21 protein-coding genes and 1 tRNA gene are annotated in these 22881 nt (G+C 64.1%); 12 read left to right on the plus strand and 10 right to left on the minus strand.

What is annotated here, in order from left to right; all coding sequences use genetic code 11:
- The first annotated feature begins 4 nt into the window (after positions 1 to 4).
- Positions 5 to 877, plus strand: a complete 873-nt coding sequence (locus B0I08_RS13385; RefSeq protein WP_181243415.1) for a DUF3048 domain-containing protein — start codon at positions 5 to 7, stop codon at positions 875 to 877.
- A 145-nt stretch (positions 878 to 1022) separates the two neighbouring features.
- On the plus strand, positions 1023 to 2651 hold the full coding sequence (gene groL, locus B0I08_RS13390) for a chaperonin GroEL (protein WP_106213677.1): 1629 nt from the start codon (positions 1023 to 1025) through the stop codon (positions 2649 to 2651).
- A 169-nt stretch (positions 2652 to 2820) separates the two neighbouring features.
- On the opposite strand, the gene B0I08_RS13395 is transcribed toward groL, so the two are convergent.
- The 3 genes from B0I08_RS13395 to B0I08_RS13405 are packed head-to-tail and all read right to left on the minus strand — an operon-like array spanning position 2821 to position 5812.
- Positions 2821 to 3111: a WXG100 family type VII secretion target gene (locus B0I08_RS13395; protein WP_106213679.1), complete on the minus strand. Its 291-nt coding sequence runs from the start codon at positions 3109 to 3111 to the stop codon at positions 2821 to 2823.
- A 40-nt stretch (positions 3112 to 3151) separates the two neighbouring features.
- Entirely contained in the window at positions 3152 to 5104 is a 1953-nt protein-coding gene (locus B0I08_RS18095; RefSeq protein WP_245884809.1) for a sensor histidine kinase, read from the minus strand.
- Positions 5105 to 5119: 15 nt separating this feature from the next.
- Positions 5120 to 5812, minus strand: coding sequence for a response regulator transcription factor (locus B0I08_RS13405; RefSeq protein WP_106213681.1), 693 nt, complete (start codon positions 5810 to 5812; stop codon positions 5120 to 5122).
- Between the two features lie 151 nt (positions 5813 to 5963).
- Here B0I08_RS13405 and folP point away from each other — a divergent pair, with 151 nt between their 5' ends.
- Positions 5964 to 6881 (plus strand): dihydropteroate synthase, encoded by a 918-nt coding sequence (folP, locus tag B0I08_RS13410; protein WP_106213683.1) that lies wholly within the window; start codon positions 5964 to 5966, stop codon positions 6879 to 6881.
- Positions 6878 to 7750, plus strand: coding sequence for a pyrimidine reductase family protein (locus tag B0I08_RS13415; RefSeq protein WP_106213685.1), 873 nt, complete (start codon positions 6878 to 6880; stop codon positions 7748 to 7750). The genes folP and B0I08_RS13415 overlap by 4 nt, the downstream gene beginning before the upstream one ends.
- 82 nt (positions 7751 to 7832) lie before the next feature.
- On the opposite strand, the gene B0I08_RS13420 is transcribed toward B0I08_RS13415, so the two are convergent.
- Positions 7833 to 8114 carry a hypothetical protein gene (locus B0I08_RS13420; protein ID WP_146134425.1) on the minus strand — a complete coding sequence of 94 codons (282 nt, stop codon included), beginning with the start codon at positions 8112 to 8114 and terminating at the stop codon, positions 7833 to 7835.
- A gap of 78 nt (positions 8115 to 8192) precedes the next feature.
- Between B0I08_RS13420 and B0I08_RS13425 the strand changes: the two genes are divergently transcribed.
- Together B0I08_RS13425 and B0I08_RS13430 are read left to right on the plus strand one after the other, a co-directional pair.
- Complete coding sequence (locus tag B0I08_RS13425) at positions 8193 to 8573, plus strand: cold-shock protein (RefSeq protein WP_106213688.1); 381 nt, start codon at positions 8193 to 8195, stop codon at positions 8571 to 8573.
- Positions 8566 to 9774: a DUF3027 domain-containing protein gene (locus tag B0I08_RS13430; RefSeq protein WP_106213690.1), complete on the plus strand. Its 1209-nt coding sequence runs from the start codon at positions 8566 to 8568 to the stop codon at positions 9772 to 9774. The genes B0I08_RS13425 and B0I08_RS13430 overlap by 8 nt, the downstream gene beginning before the upstream one ends.
- A gap of 117 nt (positions 9775 to 9891) precedes the next feature.
- Here B0I08_RS13430 and B0I08_RS13435 read toward each other — a convergent pair whose 3' ends face one another.
- Both B0I08_RS13435 and serC read right to left on the minus strand, forming a co-directional pair.
- Positions 9892 to 10128, minus strand: a complete 237-nt coding sequence (locus B0I08_RS13435; RefSeq protein ID WP_106213692.1) for a DUF2530 domain-containing protein — start codon at positions 10126 to 10128, stop codon at positions 9892 to 9894.
- A gap of 103 nt (positions 10129 to 10231) precedes the next feature.
- Positions 10232 to 11338, minus strand: coding sequence for a phosphoserine transaminase (serC, locus tag B0I08_RS13440; RefSeq protein ID WP_106213694.1), 1107 nt, complete (start codon positions 11336 to 11338; stop codon positions 10232 to 10234).
- 130 nt (positions 11339 to 11468) lie between these two features.
- Here serC and B0I08_RS13445 point away from each other — a divergent pair, with 130 nt between their 5' ends.
- A complete protein-coding gene (locus B0I08_RS13445; protein ID WP_106213696.1) occupies positions 11469 to 12170 on the plus strand; it encodes an iron-dependent transcriptional repressor DtxR in 702 nt (233 codons plus the stop codon).
- Between the two features lie 314 nt (positions 12171 to 12484).
- Positions 12485 to 12997 (plus strand): HNH endonuclease, encoded by a 513-nt coding sequence (locus B0I08_RS13450; RefSeq protein ID WP_106213698.1) that lies wholly within the window; start codon positions 12485 to 12487, stop codon positions 12995 to 12997.
- A gap of 72 nt (positions 12998 to 13069) precedes the next feature.
- Here the strand turns inward: B0I08_RS13450 and B0I08_RS13455 are convergent, their stop codons facing one another.
- Positions 13070 to 14017, minus strand: a complete 948-nt coding sequence (locus B0I08_RS13455) for a hypothetical protein (protein ID WP_146134426.1) — start codon at positions 14015 to 14017, stop codon at positions 13070 to 13072.
- 217 nt (positions 14018 to 14234) lie between these two features.
- Between B0I08_RS13455 and B0I08_RS13460 the strand changes: the two genes are divergently transcribed.
- A complete protein-coding gene (locus B0I08_RS13460) occupies positions 14235 to 15902 on the plus strand; it encodes a serine hydrolase (RefSeq protein ID WP_181243416.1) in 1668 nt (555 codons plus the stop codon).
- A gap of 314 nt (positions 15903 to 16216) precedes the next feature.
- Positions 16217 to 16288, plus strand: a tRNA-Arg gene (locus B0I08_RS13465).
- A gap of 158 nt (positions 16289 to 16446) precedes the next feature.
- Here the strand turns inward: B0I08_RS13465 and B0I08_RS13470 are convergent.
- The gene (locus B0I08_RS13470) at positions 16447 to 17553 is read right to left on the minus strand and encodes a reverse transcriptase family protein (protein ID WP_106213704.1); all 1107 of its coding nucleotides are present in this window, start codon (positions 17551 to 17553) and stop codon (positions 16447 to 16449) included.
- 219 nt (positions 17554 to 17772) lie between these two features.
- The gene (locus tag B0I08_RS13475) at positions 17773 to 18981 is read right to left on the minus strand and encodes a phosphoribosyltransferase-like protein (RefSeq protein WP_106213706.1); all 1209 of its coding nucleotides are present in this window, start codon (positions 18979 to 18981) and stop codon (positions 17773 to 17775) included.
- Positions 18982 to 19323: 342 nt separating this feature from the next.
- Between B0I08_RS13475 and B0I08_RS13480 the strand changes: the two genes are divergently transcribed.
- Together B0I08_RS13480 and B0I08_RS13485 are read left to right on the plus strand one after the other, a co-directional pair.
- Entirely contained in the window at positions 19324 to 19992 is a 669-nt protein-coding gene (locus B0I08_RS13480; protein WP_106213708.1) for a CG0192-related protein, read from the plus strand.
- Between the two features lie 81 nt (positions 19993 to 20073).
- Positions 20074 to 21456, plus strand: coding sequence for an FAD-binding oxidoreductase (locus B0I08_RS13485; protein WP_106213709.1), 1383 nt, complete (start codon positions 20074 to 20076; stop codon positions 21454 to 21456).
- Positions 21457 to 21567: 111 nt separating this feature from the next.
- On the opposite strand, the gene B0I08_RS13490 is transcribed toward B0I08_RS13485, so the two are convergent.
- A complete protein-coding gene (locus B0I08_RS13490) occupies positions 21568 to 22743 on the minus strand; it encodes an RtcB family protein (RefSeq protein WP_106213711.1) in 1176 nt (391 codons plus the stop codon).
- Positions 22744 to 22881 lie beyond the last annotated feature (138 nt).

The following is a 22881-nucleotide window of genomic DNA, read 5'->3' on the forward strand; positions in this document are numbered from 1 at the left end:
CGGGGTGACGATCGCCGAAGGCTCCGCCGCGAACGCCTCGATCGCCGCGAAGATTGACAATCACCCGGCCGCGCGCCCCCAGGTGTCGATCGAGACCGCCGACATCGTGTTCGAGGAACTGGTCGAGGGCGGCATGACCCGCTATCTCGCGATCTGGCAGAGCACCATCCCCGCCGAGCTCGGACCGGTGCGCTCGGTGCGCCCGATGGACCCCGACATCGTCTCCCCGTTTGGGGGCATCATGGCCTATTCCGGAGGCCAGGCGCGCTTCGTCGCCATGATGCAGGCCTCACCCGTCTATAACGCGATCCACGGCCAGGCCGACACCGAAAACACGTTCTTCCGCACGCCGACCAAGTCGTCGCCGCACAACGTTCTGGTGAAGGCACAGGACGTGGTCGCCGAGCACACCGATCTGCCCGCGCCCGCCCAGCAGTTTGGGTACGCCACGGAGACGGTGCCGGCCTCCGCGATGAGCGGCACCGCGACATCCGTCATCAATCTCGTCTTTTCTCAGATGTCGACGCGTTCATGGACGTGGGATGCCGCCCGCGGCGCTTTTGCTCGCTCGCAGGATGGCGCGACCGACCTGGACACCGCCGGCTCGCCCTACGGCGCAACGAACGTGCTCGTGCTGCGGGTTCCTGTGACGGTCGAGCAGGATATTCCGAAGTCCGAGCTCGTCGGCACCGGCGAAGCGTGGGTGTCCAGCGGCGGGCACACCGTGCACGCGACCTGGTCGAAGACGGCAGCAGCCGAGAAAATTACGCTGGTGGATGATGCGGGCGCCCAGATCCTGCTGGCCCCGGGCAACAGCTGGATCGAGCTGGTTCCCCAGGCCGGTTCGGTCGAGTTGGTTCCACCCACGACCCCCTAGCTCCCTTCGGGTCGACAGGTTTCTGCACTGCCGGAGCTGTCTTGCACTCACCAGTGTCGAGTGCTAATTTTGACTCTGGCACTCAACACTGTCGAGTGCTAAATCCATAGCTTGGAATTACGTCCGGGAGGGACGAGAAACACACATGGCAAAGATTATTGCTTTCAACGAAGAGTCACGTCGTGGCCTCGAACGCGGCCTCAACATTCTCGCCGACGCCGTCAAGGTGACGCTTGGCCCCCGCGGCCGTAACGTCGTTCTCGAGAAGAAGTGGGGCGCACCCACCATCACGAACGACGGTGTGTCCATCGCCAAGGAGATCGAACTCGACGACCCGTTCGAGAAGATCGGTGCCGAGCTCGTCAAAGAGGTCGCCAAGAAGACGGATGACGTCGCTGGCGACGGAACGACCACCTCGGTCGTTCTCGCCCAGGCGCTCGTTCGCGAAGGCCTCCGTAACGTCGCCGCTGGCGCCGACCCGATCAGCCTCAAGCGCGGTATCGAAAAGGCCGTGACCGAGGTCATCGCCGCACTCGTTGCCGGTGCCAAGGAAATCGAGACGAAGGAAGAGATCGCGGCCACCGCCTCCATCTCCGCCGGAGACCCCGAGATCGGCGCGCTCATCGCCGAGGCCATCGACAAGGTCGGCAAGGAGGGTGTTGTCACCGTCGAGGAGTCGAACACCTTTGGCACCGAGCTGGAGCTCACCGAGGGCATGCGTTTCGACAAGGGTTTCATCAACCCTTACTTCGTCACCGACCCGGAGCGCCAGGAGACGGTGTTCGAGGACCCCTACATCCTCATCGCCAACAGCAAGATCTCGAACATCAAGGATCTGCTTCCTATCGTTGACAAGGTCATCCAGGACGGCAAGCAGCTGCTGATCATCGCCGAGGACGTTGACGGCGAAGCGCTGGCTACCCTCGTGGTCAACAAGATCCGTGGCATCTTCAAGTCGGTTGCCGTCAAGGCTCCCGGCTTCGGCGACCGTCGCAAGGCTCAGCTGCAGGACATCGCCATCCTCACCGGTGGCCAGGTCATCAGCGAGGAAGTCGGACTCAAGCTCGAGAACGTCACCCTCGACCTGCTTGGCCGCGCCCGCAAGATCGTCATCACCAAGGACGAGACCACGATCATCGAGGGCTCCGGTGACAACGACCAGATCGCCGGTCGCGTTCGCCAGATCCGTGCCGAGATCGAGAACACCGACAGCGACTACGACCGCGAGAAGCTGCAGGAGCGCCTGGCCAAGCTGGCCGGTGGCGTTGCAGTCATCAAGGCCGGAGCCGCAACCGAGGTTGAGCTCAAGGAGCGCAAGCACCGCATTGAGGACGCAGTCCGCAACGCGAAGGCTGCAGTCGAAGAGGGCATCGTCGCCGGTGGTGGCGTCGCCCTCATCCAGGCCGGCAAGGTTGCTTTCGAGTCCGAGGCCCTGCTCGGCCTGGTCGGCGACGAGGCAACGGGTGCGAACATCGTGCGCGTTGCAGTTGACGCCCCGCTCAAGCAGATCGCCCTCAACGCTGGCCTCGAGCCTGGCGTCGTTGCCGACAAGGTTCGTCACCTGCCCACCGGACACGGCCTCAACGCCGCGACCGGCGAGTACGTTGACATGCTTGCTGCCGGAATCAACGACCCGGTAAAGGTCACCCGTTCCGCGCTGCTCAACGCTGCGTCGATCGCCGGCCTGTTCCTCACCACCGAGGCCGTTGTCGCCGAGAAGCCCGAGAAGAACCCGGCACCGCAGGGCGACCCCAGCGGTGGAATGGACTTCTAGGACTTAGCTCCTAGGGCCCCGGCCCACAGCACGTCAGCACCACAGCACGTCAGCACCACAGTCGCAGAGGCGGCTTCCCTTCGGGGGAGTCGCCTCTGCTGCGTTAACGCGCCGCGCTTTGCTAACCTGCTGCCGCGTCAACGCGCCGCTGCGATCACCCGCCGCCGCGTCACCGGCCGAAGAGCCGCGCGTTGCTCGCCTCGATCTCCGCGTATTGCTGTGCCGCGACGGTCAGTGCCTGGTTCAGCGCGGCGAGGTTCTCTTCGACCCGCTGCTGGGTCGCCTTCCAATCGGTGACGACGGACTGAAACGCGGTCGCGGCCTGTCCGCTCCACGAGCCTTCGAGGCCCAGGAGTTGGCTGTGGAGGCCGCCTACCTCTGCCTGGATGCGACTGATCGATGCGCGCACGGATCCGGTGGCGCTGAGGACGGCTTCACTGTCTACCTGGTAACGAGTCATAGCAGCACGGTAATTCGGCTGCGTCACCCGCGGGCGAAGACTATGCGGCGGTGGGGTTGTCGGTAGCGGCAGGGTCCTCGTGGAGGAGGGGAAGCGACACCCGGAAGGTTGCTCCGCCTCCCGGAGTCTCCACGACATCCACCGAACCGCCGTGCGAGGCCACAATAGAGGCGACGATCGCGAGCCCGAGGCCGCTGCCTCCGGTATCGCGGTTGCGTGAGCTGTCGGCACGCCAGAAGCGCTGGAAGATCTTGTCGCGGATCTGCGGAGGGATACCCTCTCCGTGGTCGACGACGGAAATGACGGCCGTGTCTTGAACCTCGTCCACCGTCACCATGATCTCGATGGGGCTTCCGGCCGGAGCAAATCGCAGCGCGTTGCCCATCAGGTTGGTGATGACCTGCCGGATCTTGTTTTCTTCGGCCAGCACTGTCGCAGATGCGGCGACGGGAATCGTGTCGACGACGACCTCCGGGGGCGCGCCCTTCACTGCCGGCCGCAGCCGACGGGAGCGCAACCGGGCGAGGGCATTCCCGGCGAAGCTGATCGGCCCTGTGGTCTGGGCGGCCGAGCGCTCACCCGGTTTCTGCGAACCATCGTCGCCGTCGATGACGGTGGGCAGCGACAGGTCGGATGCCTCCGCATCACCGGCCGTGGTGTAGCCGCTTGTGTAGCTGCTCTCGGGGGTGCCGTTCCGTGACGGTTCGTTCGTTCCCGAGTTTGTCCTGGTCAAACCGCCCTGGGTGGATACCTCCCGCGATGGGCGTCTGAACGCCAACCCGCGCTGCGAGCCCACGGTCACGGTCGACGTCAATGGTTCGGCCGGGGTCACGCCGGGCGTCCCCGCGGCCATTCCGGCACCCGGCATCCCAGCACCCGACGTCCCAGCCGTCGACGTCGTCGCGCCGAGTTCTGCCGCCGTCGGATGGCGGATCGGTTCGGTCACCACGACCCGCACCGCGCGACCGGGGGAGGAGGCCATGGCGTCCATGGCCGCGTCGGACGCGAGGGGGATGAGGTCTACCGGCGCAAGCTTCAGCGGCTTCGCCTCGTCGATTCGGGCGAGCTCGAGCAGGTCCTGTACGAGGGCACCCATGCGGATCGCCTCTTTCTCGATCCGCTCCATCGCCTGGGCCACTTCGTCCGGGGTGGTCAGCGCGCCCATGCGGTACAGCTCGGCGTACCCACGCACGGACACCAGGGGTGTGCGCAGTTCGTGGCTTGCGTCGCCGACAAACCGCCGCATCTGGTCGATCGTTCTCGCCCGATCACCGAAGGCCGAGTCGATGCGACTGAGCATGGTGTTCAGCGATTGGTTCAACCGCCCCACCTCGGTGTTGGGCGTGGCTCCGCCCAACCGCTGGCTAAAGTCGCCGGCGGCGAAGCGCGCGGCAGTTTCCTCAACCTCGTGCAGGGGATGGAAGGTCGATGTCACCAGCAAGCGCGTGAGCGCTCCGCCCAGCACAACAACGGTGAGCGCGAAGAACAGGAAGGTCGCGGCGTAGTTGGCGATCACCTTGTTGGTCGAGTCGAGACTCAACCCCACCAGTACCGTCACCTGCTCTCCGAGCGAGTTGGCGTACGGCTGCGCGATCACCCGCCACTGGCTGGTGCGATCCGCGTTGCTGAGGGTGAAGGCGGAGTCTTCGCTCGCCACCCGCTCGATCGTCAGTCCGCTGGTCACCGGGCTGGTCCTCGGGTTCACCGAGGTGCTGCACATCGTGACGGCGTCGCTGTCGAGCACGGACAGGTAGTAGTCACCATAGAACTTGTCGATGGCGCAATCGCCGTTGAGGTCGTCGACGCTGTTGATCAGGGTGACCGCGCTGTCAGAGATCTTGTCATCAAGTTCTCCGACGAGATAGGTGCGCAGAACGCTCATAGTGCCGAGCCCCGCCACCGCTAGCCCGAGGGTCAGCAGCATCACCGTTACGCCGGTGATCTTGGTACGCAGCGAAACCGCGTTCCACCATTGGGTCAGGTGCTCGTGCATTAGGAGGTAAGGCTACTAAACCTTTGCTGCCTTTAACATGTATCCGAAACCGCGCTTGGTCTGGATGATCGGCTCGTCCGAGAACTGGTCGAGCTTGCGGCGCAGGTACGAGATGTAGCTCTCGACGATTCCCGCGTCACCGTTGAAGTCGTACTCCCAGACGTGGTCGAGGATCTGCGCTTTCGACAGCACCCGGTTCGGGTTCAGCATGAGGTACCGCAGCAGCTTGAACTCGGTCGGGCTGAGTTCGATTTGCTCGTTGCCGATGGTCACCTCGTGAGTGTCCTGGTCCATCGTCAGTTCGCCGGCGCGGATGACCGCTTCTTCGTCGTCGTGCATGGTGCGCCGCAGGATCGCCTTGAGGCGGGCGACAATCTCGTCGAGGCTGAAGGGCTTGGTGACGTAGTCGTCGCCGCCGACGGTCAACCCGGTGATCTTGTCTTCCGTGTCGTCCTTGGCCGTCAGAAAGAGGATCGGCGCGGTGTAACCGGATGCGCGCAGGCGCTTGGTGACGCCGAATCCGTTCATGTCCGGCAGCATCACGTCGAGAATGATGAGGTCGGGCTCTTCTTCCAGCACCGCAGAGATGGCCTGCGCGCCGTTGCCCACGGCGCGCACCGCGAAACCGGCGAAACGCAGGCTTGTGGTCAGCAGGTCGCGGATATTGGGTTCGTCGTCAACAATTAGGATCTTGGGGCCGTCGCTCATATGTACAGTATCTGCGCGTTGCCTGAATGCACTCTGTGAGAATTGGGCGACCTACCTCATGCACCGGCTGAGGGTGTGCTGAGTGCCCCGATCGCTGATCTGGTTGAGTAGGAGCAGCGCGCCACCCGGTCGCGCGGGAGGACGGTGCGCCATGTCGCAAAATCTCGCATTCGTTGTGCCGCCTCTCGCCGACCCCCGCCAGATCGGCGGCCACAGTTTCGACTTCTCCCGGCGGGTCGCCGTGATGGCGATCGTCAACCGCACGCCCGATTCGTTCTACGACCGCGGCGCCACCTTCGCCCTGCAGAGCGCGATCGACCGGGCGCTCGAGGCCGTTGCGGCGGGGGCGGACTGGGTGGATGTCGGCGGCGTTCCGTTTGGGCGCGGACCAGTCGTCAGCACCGCAGAAGAGCTCGACCGCGTCATCCCCCTGGTCGAGGCGATCCACACCCACTCCGATGTCGTGATCTCGGTCGACACCACCAATGCCGAGGTCGCGCGCCTCTCCATCGCCGCCGGCGCCGGTGTCATCAACGACACCAGCGGACTCTGGGACGAGAACATGGCGGGTGTCATCGCCGACAGCGAGGCAGCTCTCGTCCTCACGCACAGTCTCGGGGCGCCGCGCAGCGCGATCGTTGGACCTCAATATGCGGATGTCACGGCCGCCGTCACCGCGCGGCTTGCCGAGCTCATCGAGCGCGCCCTCAACGCCGGCGTCCGAGGCGACCGGCTGATCATCGACCCCGGGCACGACCTCAACAAAAACACCCTGCACACCCTTGAGATCACCCGCCGCCTCGAGGAGGTCGTCGCTCTCGGCCCGCCCACGCTGGTGGCGGTATCGAACAAGGACTTCATCGGCGAGATGCTCGATCGCCCCCGCAACGAGCGTCTCGAGGGAACCTTGGCGGCCGCCGTCGTCTGCATCACCAAGGGAGCGCGCATCGTGCGGATGCACGACGTGGCCGCGGCCGTGGCGGCCGTGCGCATGACCGAGGGCATCCTCGGATTTCGCCCGCCGGTGTACACGCGGCACAACATCGAGCAGGGGAGCGGACTCGTATGAACACGTCGCAGCAGGAGCCGGGGCATCCCGACCCGAACCAGCCCGACCCGAACCAGCCCGACCCGGCCCAGATCGACGACCCGACCGAGCCCGACGACCCGAACCAGCCCGACCCGGCCCAGATCGACAGCCTGTGGCCGACACCCGGCACGGCGATTACCGACGACGTGCTCCTCAGCCGCTACGCCGTCCCGGATCGCTCCCACCCGACGACCCGCGTCAACTTCATCTCCAGCGTCGACGGCGCAGCGACCAGCGCGGGACTCTCCGGAGCCCTCGGGGTTCCCGCCGACAAGCGGCTCTTCGACCTGCTGCGGCGCCTCTGCGACGTGGTGCTGGTCGGCGCGGGCACCGTTCGCGCGGAAGGCTACGGCCCGATGGTGATGGACGAGCAACAAGTGGCCTGGCGGCGGTCAGCGGGCCTCGCCGATCATCCGGTGTTCGCCATCGTGTCCGGACGGCTCGACCTCGACCCCGCCTCCCGCATCTTCACCGAGGCACCCGTGCGCCCGATCGTGATCACGACCGGGTCGTCCGATGCCGCGGCACGCCGGGCCCTCGATGCGGTCGCCGACGTGCTCGTCTGCGGTGACGACGAGCTGGACGCCCGCGCGGTACGAGCGGCGCTGACCGCCCACGGGTTGCCGCAGGTGCACTGCGAGGGTGGGCCGCGCCTGTTTGGCGCGCTTGCCGCCGGTGGTGTGGTGGATGAAGTGTGTCTGACGCTCAGCCCGATGCTGGTGAGCGGCGACGCGGGTCGGATCCTCGGCGGCGCACTCCCGGGTGACGCGCCCCTCCCACTGCGGCTTGCGCAGGTGCTGCGGTCCCGCGACGCCCTGCTGCTGCGCTACCTGCTCGCGCCCCAGTAGCCCGCTACTTGCTTGCGCCCCAGTAGCCCTCTACTTGCTCGCGCCCTAGTGGCCTGCTACTTGCTCGCGCTCCAGTGACCCGCTACTTGCCCTTGGCTTCGCGGTTGCGACGTATCGTGCTGAGCACCAAGAGCACGATCATCAGCAAAAAACCGATCGGCAGCGCGATGAGCGGAAGGATGACGACGGTCGGCCAGATTCCCCGGCTGAAACCGTCGTCGGCTGCCGCTCCCGTCCCGATACCGATGGCAATGGCGAAGAACGCTACGAGGGACAGGCCGACGGTGCCGATGACCATGTACGCGAGCAGTCGCTCACGACGGTTGTCGCTTATCGGTGCGGGTTGTGCGGATTGTTTTGCCACAACCCTAAGAATAGGGGCAGCCGCACCCCGTATCCTTATCAGGCACCGTGAACTGCTCGGTGTGAAAGAGGTACTGGGATGCCTACCGGCAAAGTCAAGTTTTACGACGACGAAAAAGGCTTCGGGTTCATCAGCTCTGATGATGGCCAGGAGGTCTTTCTGCACGCCTCCGCACTGCCCGCAGGCGTAACCGTCAAGCCGGGCTCCAAGCTCGAGTTTGGCATCGCGGACGGCAAGAAGGGCGCTCAGGCGCTCTCCGTGCGTGTGATCGAGGCTCCTCCGAGCCTCGCCAAGATGAACCGCAAATCGGCCGACGACATGTCCATCATCGTCGAGGACCTCGTCAAGCTGCTCGACGGCATTGGCACGAACCTCAAGCGCGGCCGCTACCCCGACAAGAACCACGGGGCAAAGATTGCGGCAGTTCTGCGCAAGGTTGCCGACGATCTCGATGCCTGAGCGCGACACTGAGTCCTCCGCCCCGGTCGAGTCGACCGAGGCGGAGCAGCTCGCTCCCGAGCAGCTCGCTCCCGAGCAGCTTGATGCCGAAGCGGCCGCCGCCGAATCGACCGATGCCAGCGCAGTTGACCCCGAAGCGCTCGATGCTGCCGCGGCCGTCGCGCCTGACGCTGTCGAGGCAGACACCGAAGCAACCGACGCCGACGCGGAAGACACCGAAGCAATCGACGCCGACGCGGCAGACACTGTCGCGCCCGACGCCGAAGCGATTGACCCCGCCGAGCTCGGCGCCGCAGGTATCGACCCGGAGCTCCTCGAGCCCGAACCGTTGACCGCTGACGAAGTGGCGCGCTGGGAACTCGCGCGCACCGCCCTGCTCGAAGTGACCGAGGCGTCATCTGTCGGCGACCCCTCCGACGAGGTGGACGAGGGCGACGGCGTCGTCTCCTACCTCTTCGAGAACAACATGGCCGGCTACCCGGGATGGAAGTGGACGGTGACGATCGCACAGGTCGAAGACTCCGCTCCGACCGTTCTGGAGACCGAACTTACCCCCGCGGAGGACGCGCTGCTCGCGCCCGAATGGGTGCCGTGGTCCGACCGCATGGAAGACCACCGTGCTGCTGTCGCGCTCGGCGAGCTTGCGGAGTCCGAAGACGAGGACGGCGACGAGTCAGAAGACGACACCGCGGACCTCGATGCGGATGACGACGACTCCGACGAGGACGAGTCTGACGACGACGACGATGACGATGATGACGACGATGACGATGATGACGACGATGACGATGATGATGACGACGAGTCCGATGACGACGGCGAGTCCGACGACGAAGACGACGAGTTCGAAAATCCCGTTCCGGTGCTTCACGCCGGAGACCTGGATGGCGTCGACATCGACGAGCTCGACGACCTCGCCGCCGACACGGATGTTGCCGACACGGACGCCACCGATGCGGACGCACCTCAAGTCAACGTCGCAGCCGAAACTCCGGAGTCTGAGCAGGTAGAGCCTGAGGTCACTGCGCCTGAGGTCGCTGTGCCCGAGTCCGCGGCTTCAGCAACGACAGCGACGACGGACGCCGATTCCGCGCGGTGGGCCGAGCCTGCCGCGGAGCCCGTGAGGCGCCCGCGCAAGTCGCGCCGAGCCAGTTCGGCAAGCATCGCGCAAGCGACTGAGGCACCGGTAGACCAGCCGTAGCAAGACTGGCGCCGTGGCATCCCGCAACCGCGCCCTGTCGATCTGTGTCGACGAACCCGGTCGGCGGACGTTCCAAAAAATGGGGCGGCCGTCGGCGGGGGATGTCGCGGCTCGGCGCTACCCGTTCTTGCGGAAACGCAGGTAGAGAAGGCCGAGCGCGCCAAGCACGAGGCCGACCACGCAGGTCGCGACTCGCCAGGGGGCCTCGTCGAGGTTGAGCAGCTCGGGAGCCAGGAGCAGGGCGACGAGTGCGAGAAGCCAGAGGACGAGTCCGACGTAGAGCGCGGCACGGCTATCGGTCTTCACCGGCACCGGATCGGGCCGGCGCTCACTGTCTTTGAGCCACACGCGCATGCCCACACTCTAGCGCCCGGGCACTCTCCGACGTCGACAAGTTCGCATGGCATCGGCGGGCGCCCGCACGGTCGTGGGCACCCGCCTCAGCACCAGTGCGCGACTACAGCGCTCCGACCACGAACTCGATCGACTTGATGAGCTGGCGCACGTCTTCCGGCTCGATTGCTGTAAAGGTCGCGACGCGCAGCTGGTTGCGTCCGAGCTTGCGGTACGGCTCGGTGTCGACGATGCCGTTGGCACGCAGCGCCTTGGCGATCGCGGCCGCGTCGATGGTGTCGTCGAAGTCGATCGTCGCGACGACCTGCGAGCGGTGCTCGGGGTTCGCCACGAACGGAGTGGCGTACGAACTCGCGGTCGCCCAGTCGTAGAGGGCCGAGGAGGACTCCTTGGTGCGGGCGTCCGCCCAGGCGAGGCCGCCGTTGCCGTTCATCCACTCGATCTGGTTCTCCATCAGCAGGAGGGTGGCCACCGCGGGGGTATTCAGCGTCTGGTTGAGCCGCGAGTTGTCGATCGCGTTCTTCAGGCTGAGGAACTCGGGGATGTACCGGTCGCTCGCGGCGATCTTCTCAACGCGCGCGATCGCGGCGGGAGAGAAGAGGGCGAACCAGAGTCCGCCGTCGCTCGCGAAGTTCTTCTGCGGCGCGAAGTAGTACACATCGGCCTGGCTGGCGTCGAAGTTGATCCCGCCGGCGGCGCTGGTGGCGTCGATCACGGTGAGTGCGTCGGCGTTCACCCGGGTGACGGGCGCCATTACCCCGGTGGATGTCTCGTTCTGAGGCCACGCGTAGACGTCGATCCCATCGAGAATCTCCACTTCGGAACGCGAGCCGCCCGGAGCGTTGATGATGTGGGGGGCTTCGAGCCAGGGGGTCTTGGCGGCGAGGCCGAACTTGGAGCCGAACTCCCCGAAGGTGAGGTGCTCGCTGCGGTGTTCTATCAGGCCGAAGGCCGCGGCATCCCAAAAGGCGGTCGACCCACCATTGCCCATGATGACTTCGTAGCCTTCGGGCAGCGAGAACAGGTCGCTGAGTCCGCCACGAACCCGGCCAACGAGGTCTTTGACCGGAGCCTGGCGGTGGGAGGTGCCCATGATCTTCGCGCCGGCAGAACTCAGGTAGTCGAGCTGCTCCTGACGAACCTTGGACGGGCCGCAGCCGAAACGTCCGTCAGCGGGCAAGAGGTCAGTGGGAATTGTGATCTGGGGCATGCGCAAGATTCTATTCCTCGGGGCCGAATCCGCTAAGGACTTAAGGTTCTACAGATGTCGCGCCAGGTACCTGAGACGGATTCTCAAACGGTAAGCTGAGGCGCACTGTGCGGTTGACTTGGAGGCATCTATGACGGATCTCGTAGACACCACGGAGATGTACCTCCGGACGATCCTCGATCTCGAGGAAGAACACATCATTCCGCTGCGGGCACGCATCTCCGAGCGCCTCGGGCACTCCGGTCCCACGGTCTCCCAGACCATCGGGCGCATGGAACGCGATGGTCTCGTTGTCGTCGAGGGCGACCGCCACCTTGAACTCACCGACGATGGCCGCCGCAAGGCAACCCACGTCATGCGCAAGCACCGTCTCGCCGAGCGTCTGCTGTCTGACGTGATTGGCCTCGACTGGGCCTTTGTGCACGACGAGGCCTGTCGCTGGGAGCACGTGATGAGCGAGCAGGTCGAGCGTCGCATCCTCGAGATGCTCGATCACCCCACCGAATCTCCGTACGGCAACCCCATTCCCGGTCTCGAAGAACTTGGCGATCCTCCCGGGGCGCGTTTTATGGACGGGGTGATCAGCATTGTGGATGTCGTGCGCCGATCTTCCGCGCCTTCCCAGGTAGTAATCCGTCGTCTAGCGGAACCGGTGCAGTTCGAACCCGACCTGTTGCAGCAGCTGCAGAACGCCGGAGTGATGCCCGGGGCCACCGCGACCGTCTCGGCGGCCGGGTCCTACCTGCTCGTGCAGGTCGACGGGTTCGGCGACGGACTCGAATTGCCCAACGAAGTTGCGGTGCATATCTACGCTGCGGTCAACCCCGCGTAACCTGCGGCACGGAACAGACACCATAAATTCATTGCGCTGAAACAAATTTGGGTTAACCTGAAGTCCTTGAGGTTCTAGAAGGGTTTTGGGAGAGCTGATGTTGGAGATACGCACCGTCCAAACCGTGGACGTGCGCGCCGTCTTCTTCATACGCCACAGCACAAGGCCGAGCGTGCACTGTTGCGCTCCGGTTATGTAAGGCACTGTCGTTTACGACGGTGCCTTTTTGTTTGCCCGCTGACTCCTTCCTTCTCGAACCACGAGAACGCATTCGAATGCCTGCAAGCCGTGCAGGCTCGTTCGAGAGGAAAACGATGCGCACACTGGTCCTGAACGCCGGATACGAGCCGCTTGCGGTTGTGACATTCAAACGAGCACTCGTGCTTGTGATGAACGGCAAAGCCTCAATAGTTGCTCACGACGTCGGGCACCCCGTCTGGGGTTCCTCGGGTGCGTGGGAGCGCCCGTCGGTCATCATTCTGCGGCGCTACGTTCGAATCCCGAGCTCCCGCAACGTGCCGGTGTCCCGGCGCGGTGTCCTGCGGCGCGACAACCACCGCTGCGGATACTGCGGCAACTCCGCCAACACGATCGACCACGTGATGCCGCGTTCCCGCGGGGGAGCGGACTCGTGGGAGAACCTCATCGCCTGCTGCCTCAAGTGCAACAACAAAAAGAGTGACCGCACCCCGGCAGAGATGAACTGGACCCTGCGGATCAAACCGCGGATGCCCCACGGCTCGACCTGGTTGGTGCGCGGCGTGGAGAAGAGCGAACCCGAGTGGGACGAGTTTCTGCCGGCCGCGGCGATCGCGGCGGCGGCGTAACGATCTTTAGCGCCGCGGGTCCGTAGGCGACTTCGCGGTTCGGCGACCGTCCACCGGTGCGCGGGAGATCCGTCAGCGCGCGGTGGGCTTCCCGTCCGCGGACCACGCCACACCCAAGGCGAACAGCGTCGACACGCCGTACTGCTTCATCGCGGCCGCGATGCGACGCCGACCCGTTCGCGGATTGATCCCGAGCCTGCGAGATGCCGCGTCAAGAGTGACGCCCTGGTTCATCAGCCGGAGTAGCGGCGCCCACGGCTGCTCCACGCCACCGATCGGCTCACCGCGACGCCAGAGCTCGCGGAACAGGCTTCGGCCTAGCTCGGCGAGGGCAGCGCTACGAACACCGACTACGCTGGCGGGCCACCCCTCGCCCCATTCGACCGGCAATGCGAGAACCTCACCGTCGATCCAGAACCAACTTGGAAGGTCGTCGAGAAGGCGGAACTCCACCCCCACAGCCGCGTAGCGCGCAGCGATCGCCACGAGCCGGGAGTCCGCTGCCATCGAACGCGGGACAAGGGCTCGCACCGATCGCCTGCCAGCGAACACCTCCGCGAAACGGCTGGAGCGCGCGGGATCGGTCGTCAAGTAGCGTTCGAGATCAGGAAGCACTGCCCACGCGGTGTCGTTCTCGTCCCGCGCGATGTCATACCAGAGGTCTTCCGCCGCGTGCGGCCCGTGTCGCACGAAAACGGGAACGAGATCACCGGATGCCTCGCCCACAGCCCAGTGCCGCAACAAAGCCGGCAGGTCTGCAACGAGCGCCTCGATTCGCGAAGCAGCCTCGTCTGCCGTGTGCCGCATCGCACGCACTTCGCGCTCGACGACGTGGGCCGTCCACATCGCCGGCGTCGTGTACACGATCGTGCCCTCGCGCACCGAGATCGCGCCTCCCCGAGCGAGACGCGCAACGGCGTGGGCGATGTCGCCCTCATCTGCGTGCGCCGTAGCGGCGAGCTCCGCCACTGTCTCAGGTCGGCTGCGGTAGATCAGTTCGAGCAGTGCCCTATCTTCCACGTCGGCCTCCGGAGCGTGTGTCGACACCATCCTGTTGCATGTGACCTTATTCGGTCGCCCTCTAGCGGTCTTGTCCGGAAGCGGAGGTTGTTTCGTCCGCATTTGTCCACGCACACTGATCTCCATGGGGGATCGGAGTCCATGGCTTCGTAGGCGGGGGAGGAAAACCATGGGTCCGCCAATGAGATAGTCACCGGGAGCCAGCGACATGAATGGCATGAGCAGCACCACCAAAAGGCTTGTACGCATTGTCGCCGTGTCGATGGTGGTGGCACTCACGCTGGGAATAACGGCGTGCACCGCCGTTGCGGCGGAGGAACCGTCGTCCTCGAGTGAGCTCGCCGTCGCGCTCGGCGAAGCACCCAACCAGGACGTCGTCGATCTCTACACGGATCGCGACACGGCAGTGTCCAAAGCCGTCGATGCGCTTCCCGAGTTCATCGAGAAGGCGCTCGAGCAAACGGGAGTGCCCGGCGCCTCAGTCGCGGTCGTCTCGAACGGTGAGGTCGTGTTCGAAGAGGGATACGGTGTGCGGGACGTGACGACAAAGGAGCCCGTGGATGTGGACACCGTGTTTCCGATCGCGTCTTTGTCCAAGCCCCTTTCGTCGAGCGTTGTGGCGAAAGCGATCACCGACGACGCCAATCTTTCCTGGGAAGATCCGGTCGTCAAATACCTCCCTGCGTTCGCGCTGAGCGATCCGTATGTGACCGAGCACGGAAAGATCGCCGACTTCTTCTCGCACCGCACCGGCATCCCGACCGGTGGCGGCGACGACCTCGAGGACCTCGGCTTCGATATCGACTACATCATGGCCCACATGAACCAGATTCCTCTGGCGTCGTTCCGCGACACGTACCAGTACTCCAACTTCGGACTGACGGTGGGTGGCGAGGCGGTCGCAGCGTCTCGCGGGCAAACGTGGGCACAGACCGCGAACGAACTGCTATTCGAGCCGCTCGGCATGACTTCGACGACCACAGTCCACGACGAATACCTCGCCGAAGATAATCGTGCGGCGATGCACGCGCGCACCGGTGAAGGTCAGTACGAGCAACTGTTCGACCGTGACGCTGATGCCGAGGCTCCGGCCGGCGGTGTCGCCTCAACAGCCGGCGATATTGCGAAGTGGATGAACATGGTGCTGGCCAACGGCGAGGTCGACGGCACGGAATTCATCGACCCACCCGTGCTCGCAAAGACCTATTCCGCTCATTCGATTACCGGCGGCGACGCCACCAATCTCACATCGCGCACATCGCACTATGGGTTCGGCACGAACGTCGGCGCCACCGTGACCGGCCGCGTCACCATCAGCCACTCCGGTGCATTCGGGTGGGGCGCCGCCACCAACGCCACGATGATTCCCGATCTGAACCTCGGGATCGTTGTGCTCACGAACGGAGCGCCGTCGGGAGTCCCGGAAGCAATCGTTTCGGAGTTCGTCGACCTCGTCCAGTTCGGTGAGGAGACGCGCCCGTGGTTGGACCTGTGGCCCGCCGTCTTTGCCCACTTTTCTGACCCGGCGGGCGACCTCGCTGGCGAGGCGCCCCCAACGGGTGCCGCGGCAGCGGGTCCGGCCGGGGACTATGTCGGCACCTACACGAGCCCCTACTTTGGCAACTTCATCGTGACCGAGGAGAACGGCACCCTCACCGGGGCGCTCGGCCCTGAAGGTGGCTACACGTTCGAGATCGATCCGTGGGACGGCGACACGCTGTCCTTCGTGCCCACCGGTGAGAATGCGCTCCCCGGTTCACTCTCCTCCGCGGTCTTCGTCCGCGATGGCGAGCAGATCACCGGTGTCACCCTGACGTTTTTCAACACGTTCCCTGCGCCCGGGCAGGAGCCGAACGGGCTCGGCGTCTTCACCCGGACCGGTTGATCGCGGCGGCGCTGTCGTAGCCGACGCGGCGTCCCACTGCGGCCACGGAGGTGGCGGGTTCAAAGCGGTACTCGCTCGCGAGCGACATCCGCCACTCTGTTTAAATAGGCAATCGGCGACCTGCCCACCGTGCCGCGGAACCGGGCAGCCAGCGTCGCGTTCGAAACGGACAGGCGGCGCGCGAGTTCGTCGACGGTCCACGGGTGCTCGGGGGATTCGTGCAGCAGCGGCAGCCGTCTGACGGGTGGCTCCACGCCAGGCATTCCGTTCCCGAGGTAATGGCCGGGCGCTCGACGGGTAGGATTTATGGGTCCGCCTCTGTAGCTCAGTGGAAGAGCAAGTCCGTCCTAAGGATCAGGTCGGGGGTTCGAATCCCTCCAGGGGCACTATCAACGATCGCAGAGTGACGAAGTGTCGCTGCTAGCACGATGACTCGCTCAATCCGTCCAACGCGAGGACCAGAAGGTAGGCCACCCGCGCGTGCGAGACAGGGCAGTTCGGTTCTGGCCAGCAGGACTGTCGAAGCGGCCACATCCGCCTCTACTCATCCGAGCGACATCACCGAAACGTGGTGGCGATCGAGGGCTGCGTTCCACGCCAATCTGCGTTGAGCGGTCCAATCGCGGTCGATGTGTGACAGGTATGCGAGCCATCCCTCGACATGATTGACGAATGAGAGAACGGATTCGAACCGTCGTTGCGTGGCATACGCTACGGGGCCGAATTTTCCAACGGCGTGGATATGCAGGTCGATCATTCTTCGCTGTTCAGGAAGGACGCTAACTCCATCCTCGGTAATCAACATTCCCAGAACAATCTTCCGAGCACCATGCGGAATCAGCTTGGTCTTCTTGTCGTGAAGCTCGAGTCCGGACTTGCCGACGATCGTTCTGATATGTCTAATCACGAGGCGAGCAACGTCGCGATCAAGCGGGCTCGCGCTCGAGAAGGTCATGTCGTCTGAGTATCGCGTGTAGACCAGGTTACTTTTGATCGCAAGGTCCGAGAGTTTCTCGTCCAATGAAAACGTTGAGGCATTTGCTAAGGCTCCGCTCGTAGGCGCCCCCTGAGGTAAGACCCCCTCCAACATAACCGGGTAGGGCAGACCGGTACTTGATCGGGCGCGCTGCTGGACCGTAGTGACGGCAGTTGGCGTTTGAGAGATGGTCCACGTGCAGAGTCGGGCGAGTTCGAAGGCCACCAAACGCGAGTAGCCCAGCCCCTCAAACACCTCGAAGACCTTTTTCTCGGTAATCGATGGGAAGTAGTTATGGAGGTCGGTCTTGATCATCCATTTTGCGCCAGCATGCCGTGCCGCGCACTCCCGGGCAGTCACGCCCGGGAAGTAAGCAAAGTTGTTTCGATGCCGAGGTTGGTGGGTAAGCACCTCGTGGAGAATCCAGCGTTGAACTGCCATCAAAGATTCCGATGGCGATAGCAAGTCTCGGAAACCGCCGGTGTTCTTTGGAATTCGAATGGCTCTGTACGCAGGAGCACTCCGGCGAATCACGCCAAGGAGAAAGCCGTAGTCGACGCTGGCACTCAAAGCAAGGTGCTTGAGCGAGAGAATGACGGGCGCCCCGGTCCGCCGAAGTATTTCCGAGCGGTGGAACATCGCGTCAGCGATACCGGGAGCGGCACCGAAATCCACTGTGCGAGCCCAGTTGAGATGAGGCGCGCTAGTCACCTACTTTAATCCTCCCCCGAAGGGGCGGGGAGCTTCCGCTTTTCGAGGCTTCGGGAAGCGGAAGCTTCCCGGCGCCTTCGAATCGATGGCTTGGCCGCCGATCACAGAGCGCTGCAACCTGACACCTTTCGATGCCCGAGCCTGCTTTTTTAGCAGGCTTCATCTCTAGGCTGTTCACGCGTCTCATCTCAATTGAGTTGGTTCGTACCCTACCGGAGATCTCCGAGTGTGAACATATCTCGATACTGGTCGGCCAAGATTAGTTGCCCGCTGCAGTTCGGCTCTGCCTCGCTTCGTGACCTTGTTGTCGATGGTGATGCATTCCAACGCAATCAGGGTCGTTCTGAGCTCAACGGCCGCGTCGTCGCCGAGGCCCAGCATCGCCCAAACTTGATCTTCATCAAACCCGTAGTCAAGCAGTTGGAGCGCTGCCAATGCCCGTAAGGCCTGAACAGGGCGAGTTCTCTCCTTGAGGCGTTCGGCCAGTGCGTCGGCGCCCAGACTACGGAGGGTTCGGTCAAGCGATGGAGTTGGGCGATATGACCGCAGTTCGTTGACAAAGCTTGCCGGTATCTCGCGTCCCGCGAATAGACCGGGGAAGGGCCCACCGCTGCGGATCAATATCTGTGGCAAGTTGTTAGGTACTCTCATGTTCGTCAGGTAGAGCCCAAAGCTGTCGTGATAGCCAAGAGGGCTTTCGGAAACCTGATCGCTTGAGTAATCGATACACACGCGTGTTATGCGATCGCGCTCTTCCTGAGTCCAATCCGCGGACATAGCTGACTTCGCGATCGTGTGAGACTCAAAGTCGACATGGGTCTGGGATTCGAACCTGCGCGACGCTTCAAGATTGGCGGCGTATGCCACTACTTTCAGGCGGACATACCCAAACGAAATCCAACTCGCAATAGTGCTGTTTGCTCTGAACGTCTGGGCGAATTTCGCTGCCTGGTTGCCGCTTCCCGAGTAATCGACGAGAAGGCAGAAAGTGCGAGGCTTCAGGAACCTAAGCGCTTCTATGTCGTGCTCTGGCGAAATGAAGAGGGAAGAATTGTTCTCTATTAGTGCTCTGCTCATCGCGCCGATATCCGCTTCGCTGCCCGGCAGCGCGGGAAAGCCAGCCCCCGGGTCATACGTCCGATATGCGACGTGGTGACTGTTGATGTCGGACAAGTTCGGAAGGTCTTCGATCGAGCGGATTGGAACCAGTACTGCGGGGGCCGCAGACGCATCGCTGCTCACGAGACGGCGGACACGTTCTGAAAGCGCGCTCATGATCGCGACATGATCGTGAATTTCGAGACTGTCGATCAGTAACGCAGCCGCGTCGCGGTCCGGGGCGTCGAAGTTTGTAAGCCAAGCGCGGCCAGCGGTTGTGGTGGAAGGCTTCATGAGTTCGGCTCCGATTCGCTGAACTTACAATAGCGGAGCCCGTTTGTTCACCGGGAGTTGAACCAATTCGGCGCGCACACCAGTCGGGAAAAGGTGTGACTTTGCGCCGCCATCAATCGGGGTGGGACATAGAGAGTCGGCTACGCCGACCGCTTGCCGTGCGGAGTCAGACCCTAGCCATAGGCCGCCAATGTCGCCAGCATCCGAATTTTTGGCTCGAAGTCTGGCCCCGAATGCCCCACGATGACCTCGGGTTGCATTCCTTCGGCGACGCCCGCGGCTGAGCTGGACTACCGGAGACTCGCTGGCTCGCCCGGGCGACATTCTTGCTAGCGTCAGCCCATGGCTATATTGCATCCCGCGCAGGTGACACCGTCGAAGATCGAGCTGGTGCAGTCTTGGGCGCCACAGCAACCTTTTTTTAAGGGGGATGTCGCGGCCGAACTTTCCGTGATCGCATCGTTCCGATACGACGACCCGCAGGGCGAGGTGGGAATCGAGACCCTGATCGTCCGGGTGCCGGAGGGGGAGTTGCTCCACGTTCCCGTCACGTACCGCGGTGCGCCGCTTGAGGGTGGCGAGCCGTGGCTCATCGGCACGATGGAGCATTCCGTGCTCGGCTCCCGCTGGGTGTACGACGCGGCTGGCGACCCCGTCTACATCGCCGAGATTGCCTCTGCCGCGTTCTCCGGAGCGACAGAGGTCGATCAGTTCGTCAACGTCGACGGAGTCCTGGTGCCGAAGGCGTCAACCGCTCACGCGGTGGGGACTGGCGCGGTAGTCCGCACCTTCGCGGTTCCTTCGCCGGGGAGCGTGTCCACGAGCTTCGACGGCCGCGCGACCGTCGTCGAAGCCGGCGACCTCCGGCTTGCGATCGTGCGGCGCATCTCGGAGCAGACCACGGAGGCACTTCGGGGGTACAGGCCTGAGGGTGCTGAAGCGCACAGCATCATTGCCACGTGGGACGGGCAGGACAGACCGTTCCGCCTGGCTGAGGTCTGGGAACGCTAGACAGTCCGAGCGACTTGTGGGCAGCCGGCTCCTATTCCCGCAGGGGGTTGCGGCGCGGATTCGCGGTGAAAAGCTAGAGGTATGACCGTTGGATCCGACGCCCAGCTGATGATCGGAGCACAGCTTCGCGGCGAGTTGGTCGACTCTGAGAACCCAGCTTTCGACGCGCAGCGCCGAATCTGGAACGGATCGGTCGACAAACACCCAGCGCTCATCATCCGGTGCGCCGGAGTTGCCGATGTGATGGCCGCGGTCAAATTCGCCCGCGTCACCGGGCTGCCGGTTGCGGTGCGCAGCGGCGGGCATTCCTTCTCCGGGCTGTCTGTTGCGGACAACGCGGTGGTGATCGACCTGTCGCTCATGAAAGGGGTGAGCATCGACCCCGGAACGCGCATCGCGCGGGTGCAGGCGGGAGTTTTGCTCGGCGAACTCGATCGCGAGACCCAGGCTTTTGGGCTGGCGGTGCCGTCCGGCATCGTCAGCCACACGGGTGTCGCTGGACTGACGCTCGGCGGCGGAATCGGGTGGATCATGCGCAAGCACGGCTTGTCTGTCGACCAACTCATTTCTGTCGATCTCGTCACGGCCGAAGGCGAGTTTGTCCGTGCTAGCGCGGGGGAGAACGCCGAGCTGTTTTGGGGAGTCCGTGGGGGCGGAGGCAACTTCGGGATCGTCACCGAGTTCGCGTTCCGTTGCGTCGCGCTCGGCACGCAGGTTCTGGGCGGGCCCCTGATCTGGCCGATGCAGCAGTCGGCCGAGGTGCTCCGGTTCTACCGCGACTGGATCGCGGAGGCGCCCGACGACCTGATGACGTTGGTGATCCATCGAAAGGCGCCCGACCTGCCGTTCATACCCGAAGACTTACGGGGCCAGCCCGTCGTGATCGTCGTCTGCTGCTGGGTAGGTGACATAGACGAGGGGGAGACGGTTATCCGGCCGCTGCGGGAGTTCGGGCATCCCGTCGTTGACCACTGCCAGCCGACGTCGTACCTGGCGCACCAGGCCCTGTTCGATCCGTCGTTCCCTCACGGGCGGTGGTATTACTACAAAAGTTGCGATGTCGCCGAACTCACCGACGAGATCATTGACATCACCGCCGAGCATTCCGTGCAGTTCGCGTCGCCGCTGACGTCGTTTCCCATCTGGCAGAGGGGCGGTGCCGTGAGCCGCATCGGCGAGGACGCAACGGCCTTCACCGGCCGCCACGCGGGGTTCACCTTTAACATCGGCGCCTGCACCGCGGGTCGCGAGGGATTCGACGCGGAGCGCGCCTGGGTGCGTGATTTCTGGTCGGCGCTCGAGCCGTGGCACCAGGGCGTCTACGTGAACTTTCTCGCCGATGAAGGTGCCGACCGGGTCGTGCAGGCCTACGGCACCGCCAAGTGGGCCAGGCTGCAGAGCCTCAAACGCACCTGGGATCCGGACAACTTCTTCCGGCTGAACCAGAACATCGCTCCCAACTAAGCGACCCGACCGCGCGCCACGCACGGCACTGAGCCCGCCCCGCTGAGCCTGCCGCTGCGGCGAACCCCCGCCTCTCGAAAGAGGCGGGGGCCCAACTGAACGACCGCAGCGTCAATCGCCCTTGACGTTCACGATCTGGCGGAGGGTGTGCCTGACCGTGACCAGCTCCGCAGCATCCACCATCACCTGATCAATGGGCTTGTACGCAGCGGGAATCTCGTCGAGGAACGCGGGCGTGTCCCGGTACTCGATGCCCACCATCGCCTCACGCAACTGCTCGTGCGAGAAGGTCTTGCGGGCGGACGACCGGGAGTGCAGCCGTCCGGCGCCGTGTGGACTCGACTCGAGCGCGACCGGGTTGCCGAGCCCCTCGACCACGTACGAGGCGGTACCCATCGACCCCGGAATCAACCCGAGCTCGCCGGACTTCGCCGAGATCGCGCCCTTCCGCGACAGCCACACGTCCTTGCCGAAGTGCTTCTCCTTCTGCGTGAAGTTGTGGTGGCAGTTGATGCGGTCCTGCTCGATGACGGGCGTGCCTATCCACTCCGACAGCTGCCGGATGACGCGGTCCATCATTTCCTCCCGGTTGAGCAGGGCGAAGTGCTGCGCCCACCGCAGTTCGGCGATGTACCTGCTGAACTCCGGAGTGCCCTCCACGAGGTAGGCCAGGTCGCGGTCGGCAAGCGTGATCCACCACTTCTCCATCTGCGCCTGCGCCACCTTGATGTGCTTCTGAGCGATCTTGTTGCCGACGCCCCTGCTGCCCGAGTGAAGGAAGAGCCACACGGCATCCGTCTCATCCAGACTCACCTCGATGAAGTGGTTGCCGCTGCCGAGCGTGCCGAGCTGCAGCCGCCAGTTGCCGACGTAGCTCGCCGGGTCGAATCCGTTGCGCTCGGCGAGGGCTTCGAGCTCGGCAATGCTCGGCTCGGCGGTCGCCACGATCTTGCGGTTGTAGGCGCCGGCGGATGTCGGCACGGCACGCTCGATCTCTTCCCTCAGTTCCTTGAGGTGCTTTGGCGAATTGCGGATGTCGGGTGCCGTGAACTGTGTCTTCACCGCGATCATTCCGCAGCCGATGTCGACACCGACTGCCGCCGGGATGACGGCCTTCAGGGTCGGGATTACGGATCCGACGGTTGCGCCGAGCCCGAGGTGGGCGTCGGGCATCAGCGCCACGTGCGGGTAGATGAACGGCAGGGTCGAGGTGGTGCGCGCCTGCTCCTCAGCGTTCGGGTCGAGCAAGCTCGCCCAACTGATGAGCCGGTCGTTGATTTTCTTCATGATCCTTTTCTGTCTTGCGAGTCTCTGTGTTCTTTTGCGAAGAACGATTCTCTTCTGAAGAACGGCTCTCTTTTGAAGAACGGTAGAGACGTGGGGTGGGGGAGTGGGCGCCCGGGGCGGCGACTCCCTGACCCTGCA

Origin of the sequence: Glaciihabitans tibetensis (genome assembly GCF_003003265.1) — a bacterium.
In the GTDB taxonomy this organism is placed as follows: domain Bacteria; phylum Actinomycetota; class Actinomycetes; order Actinomycetales; family Microbacteriaceae; genus Glaciihabitans; species Glaciihabitans tibetensis.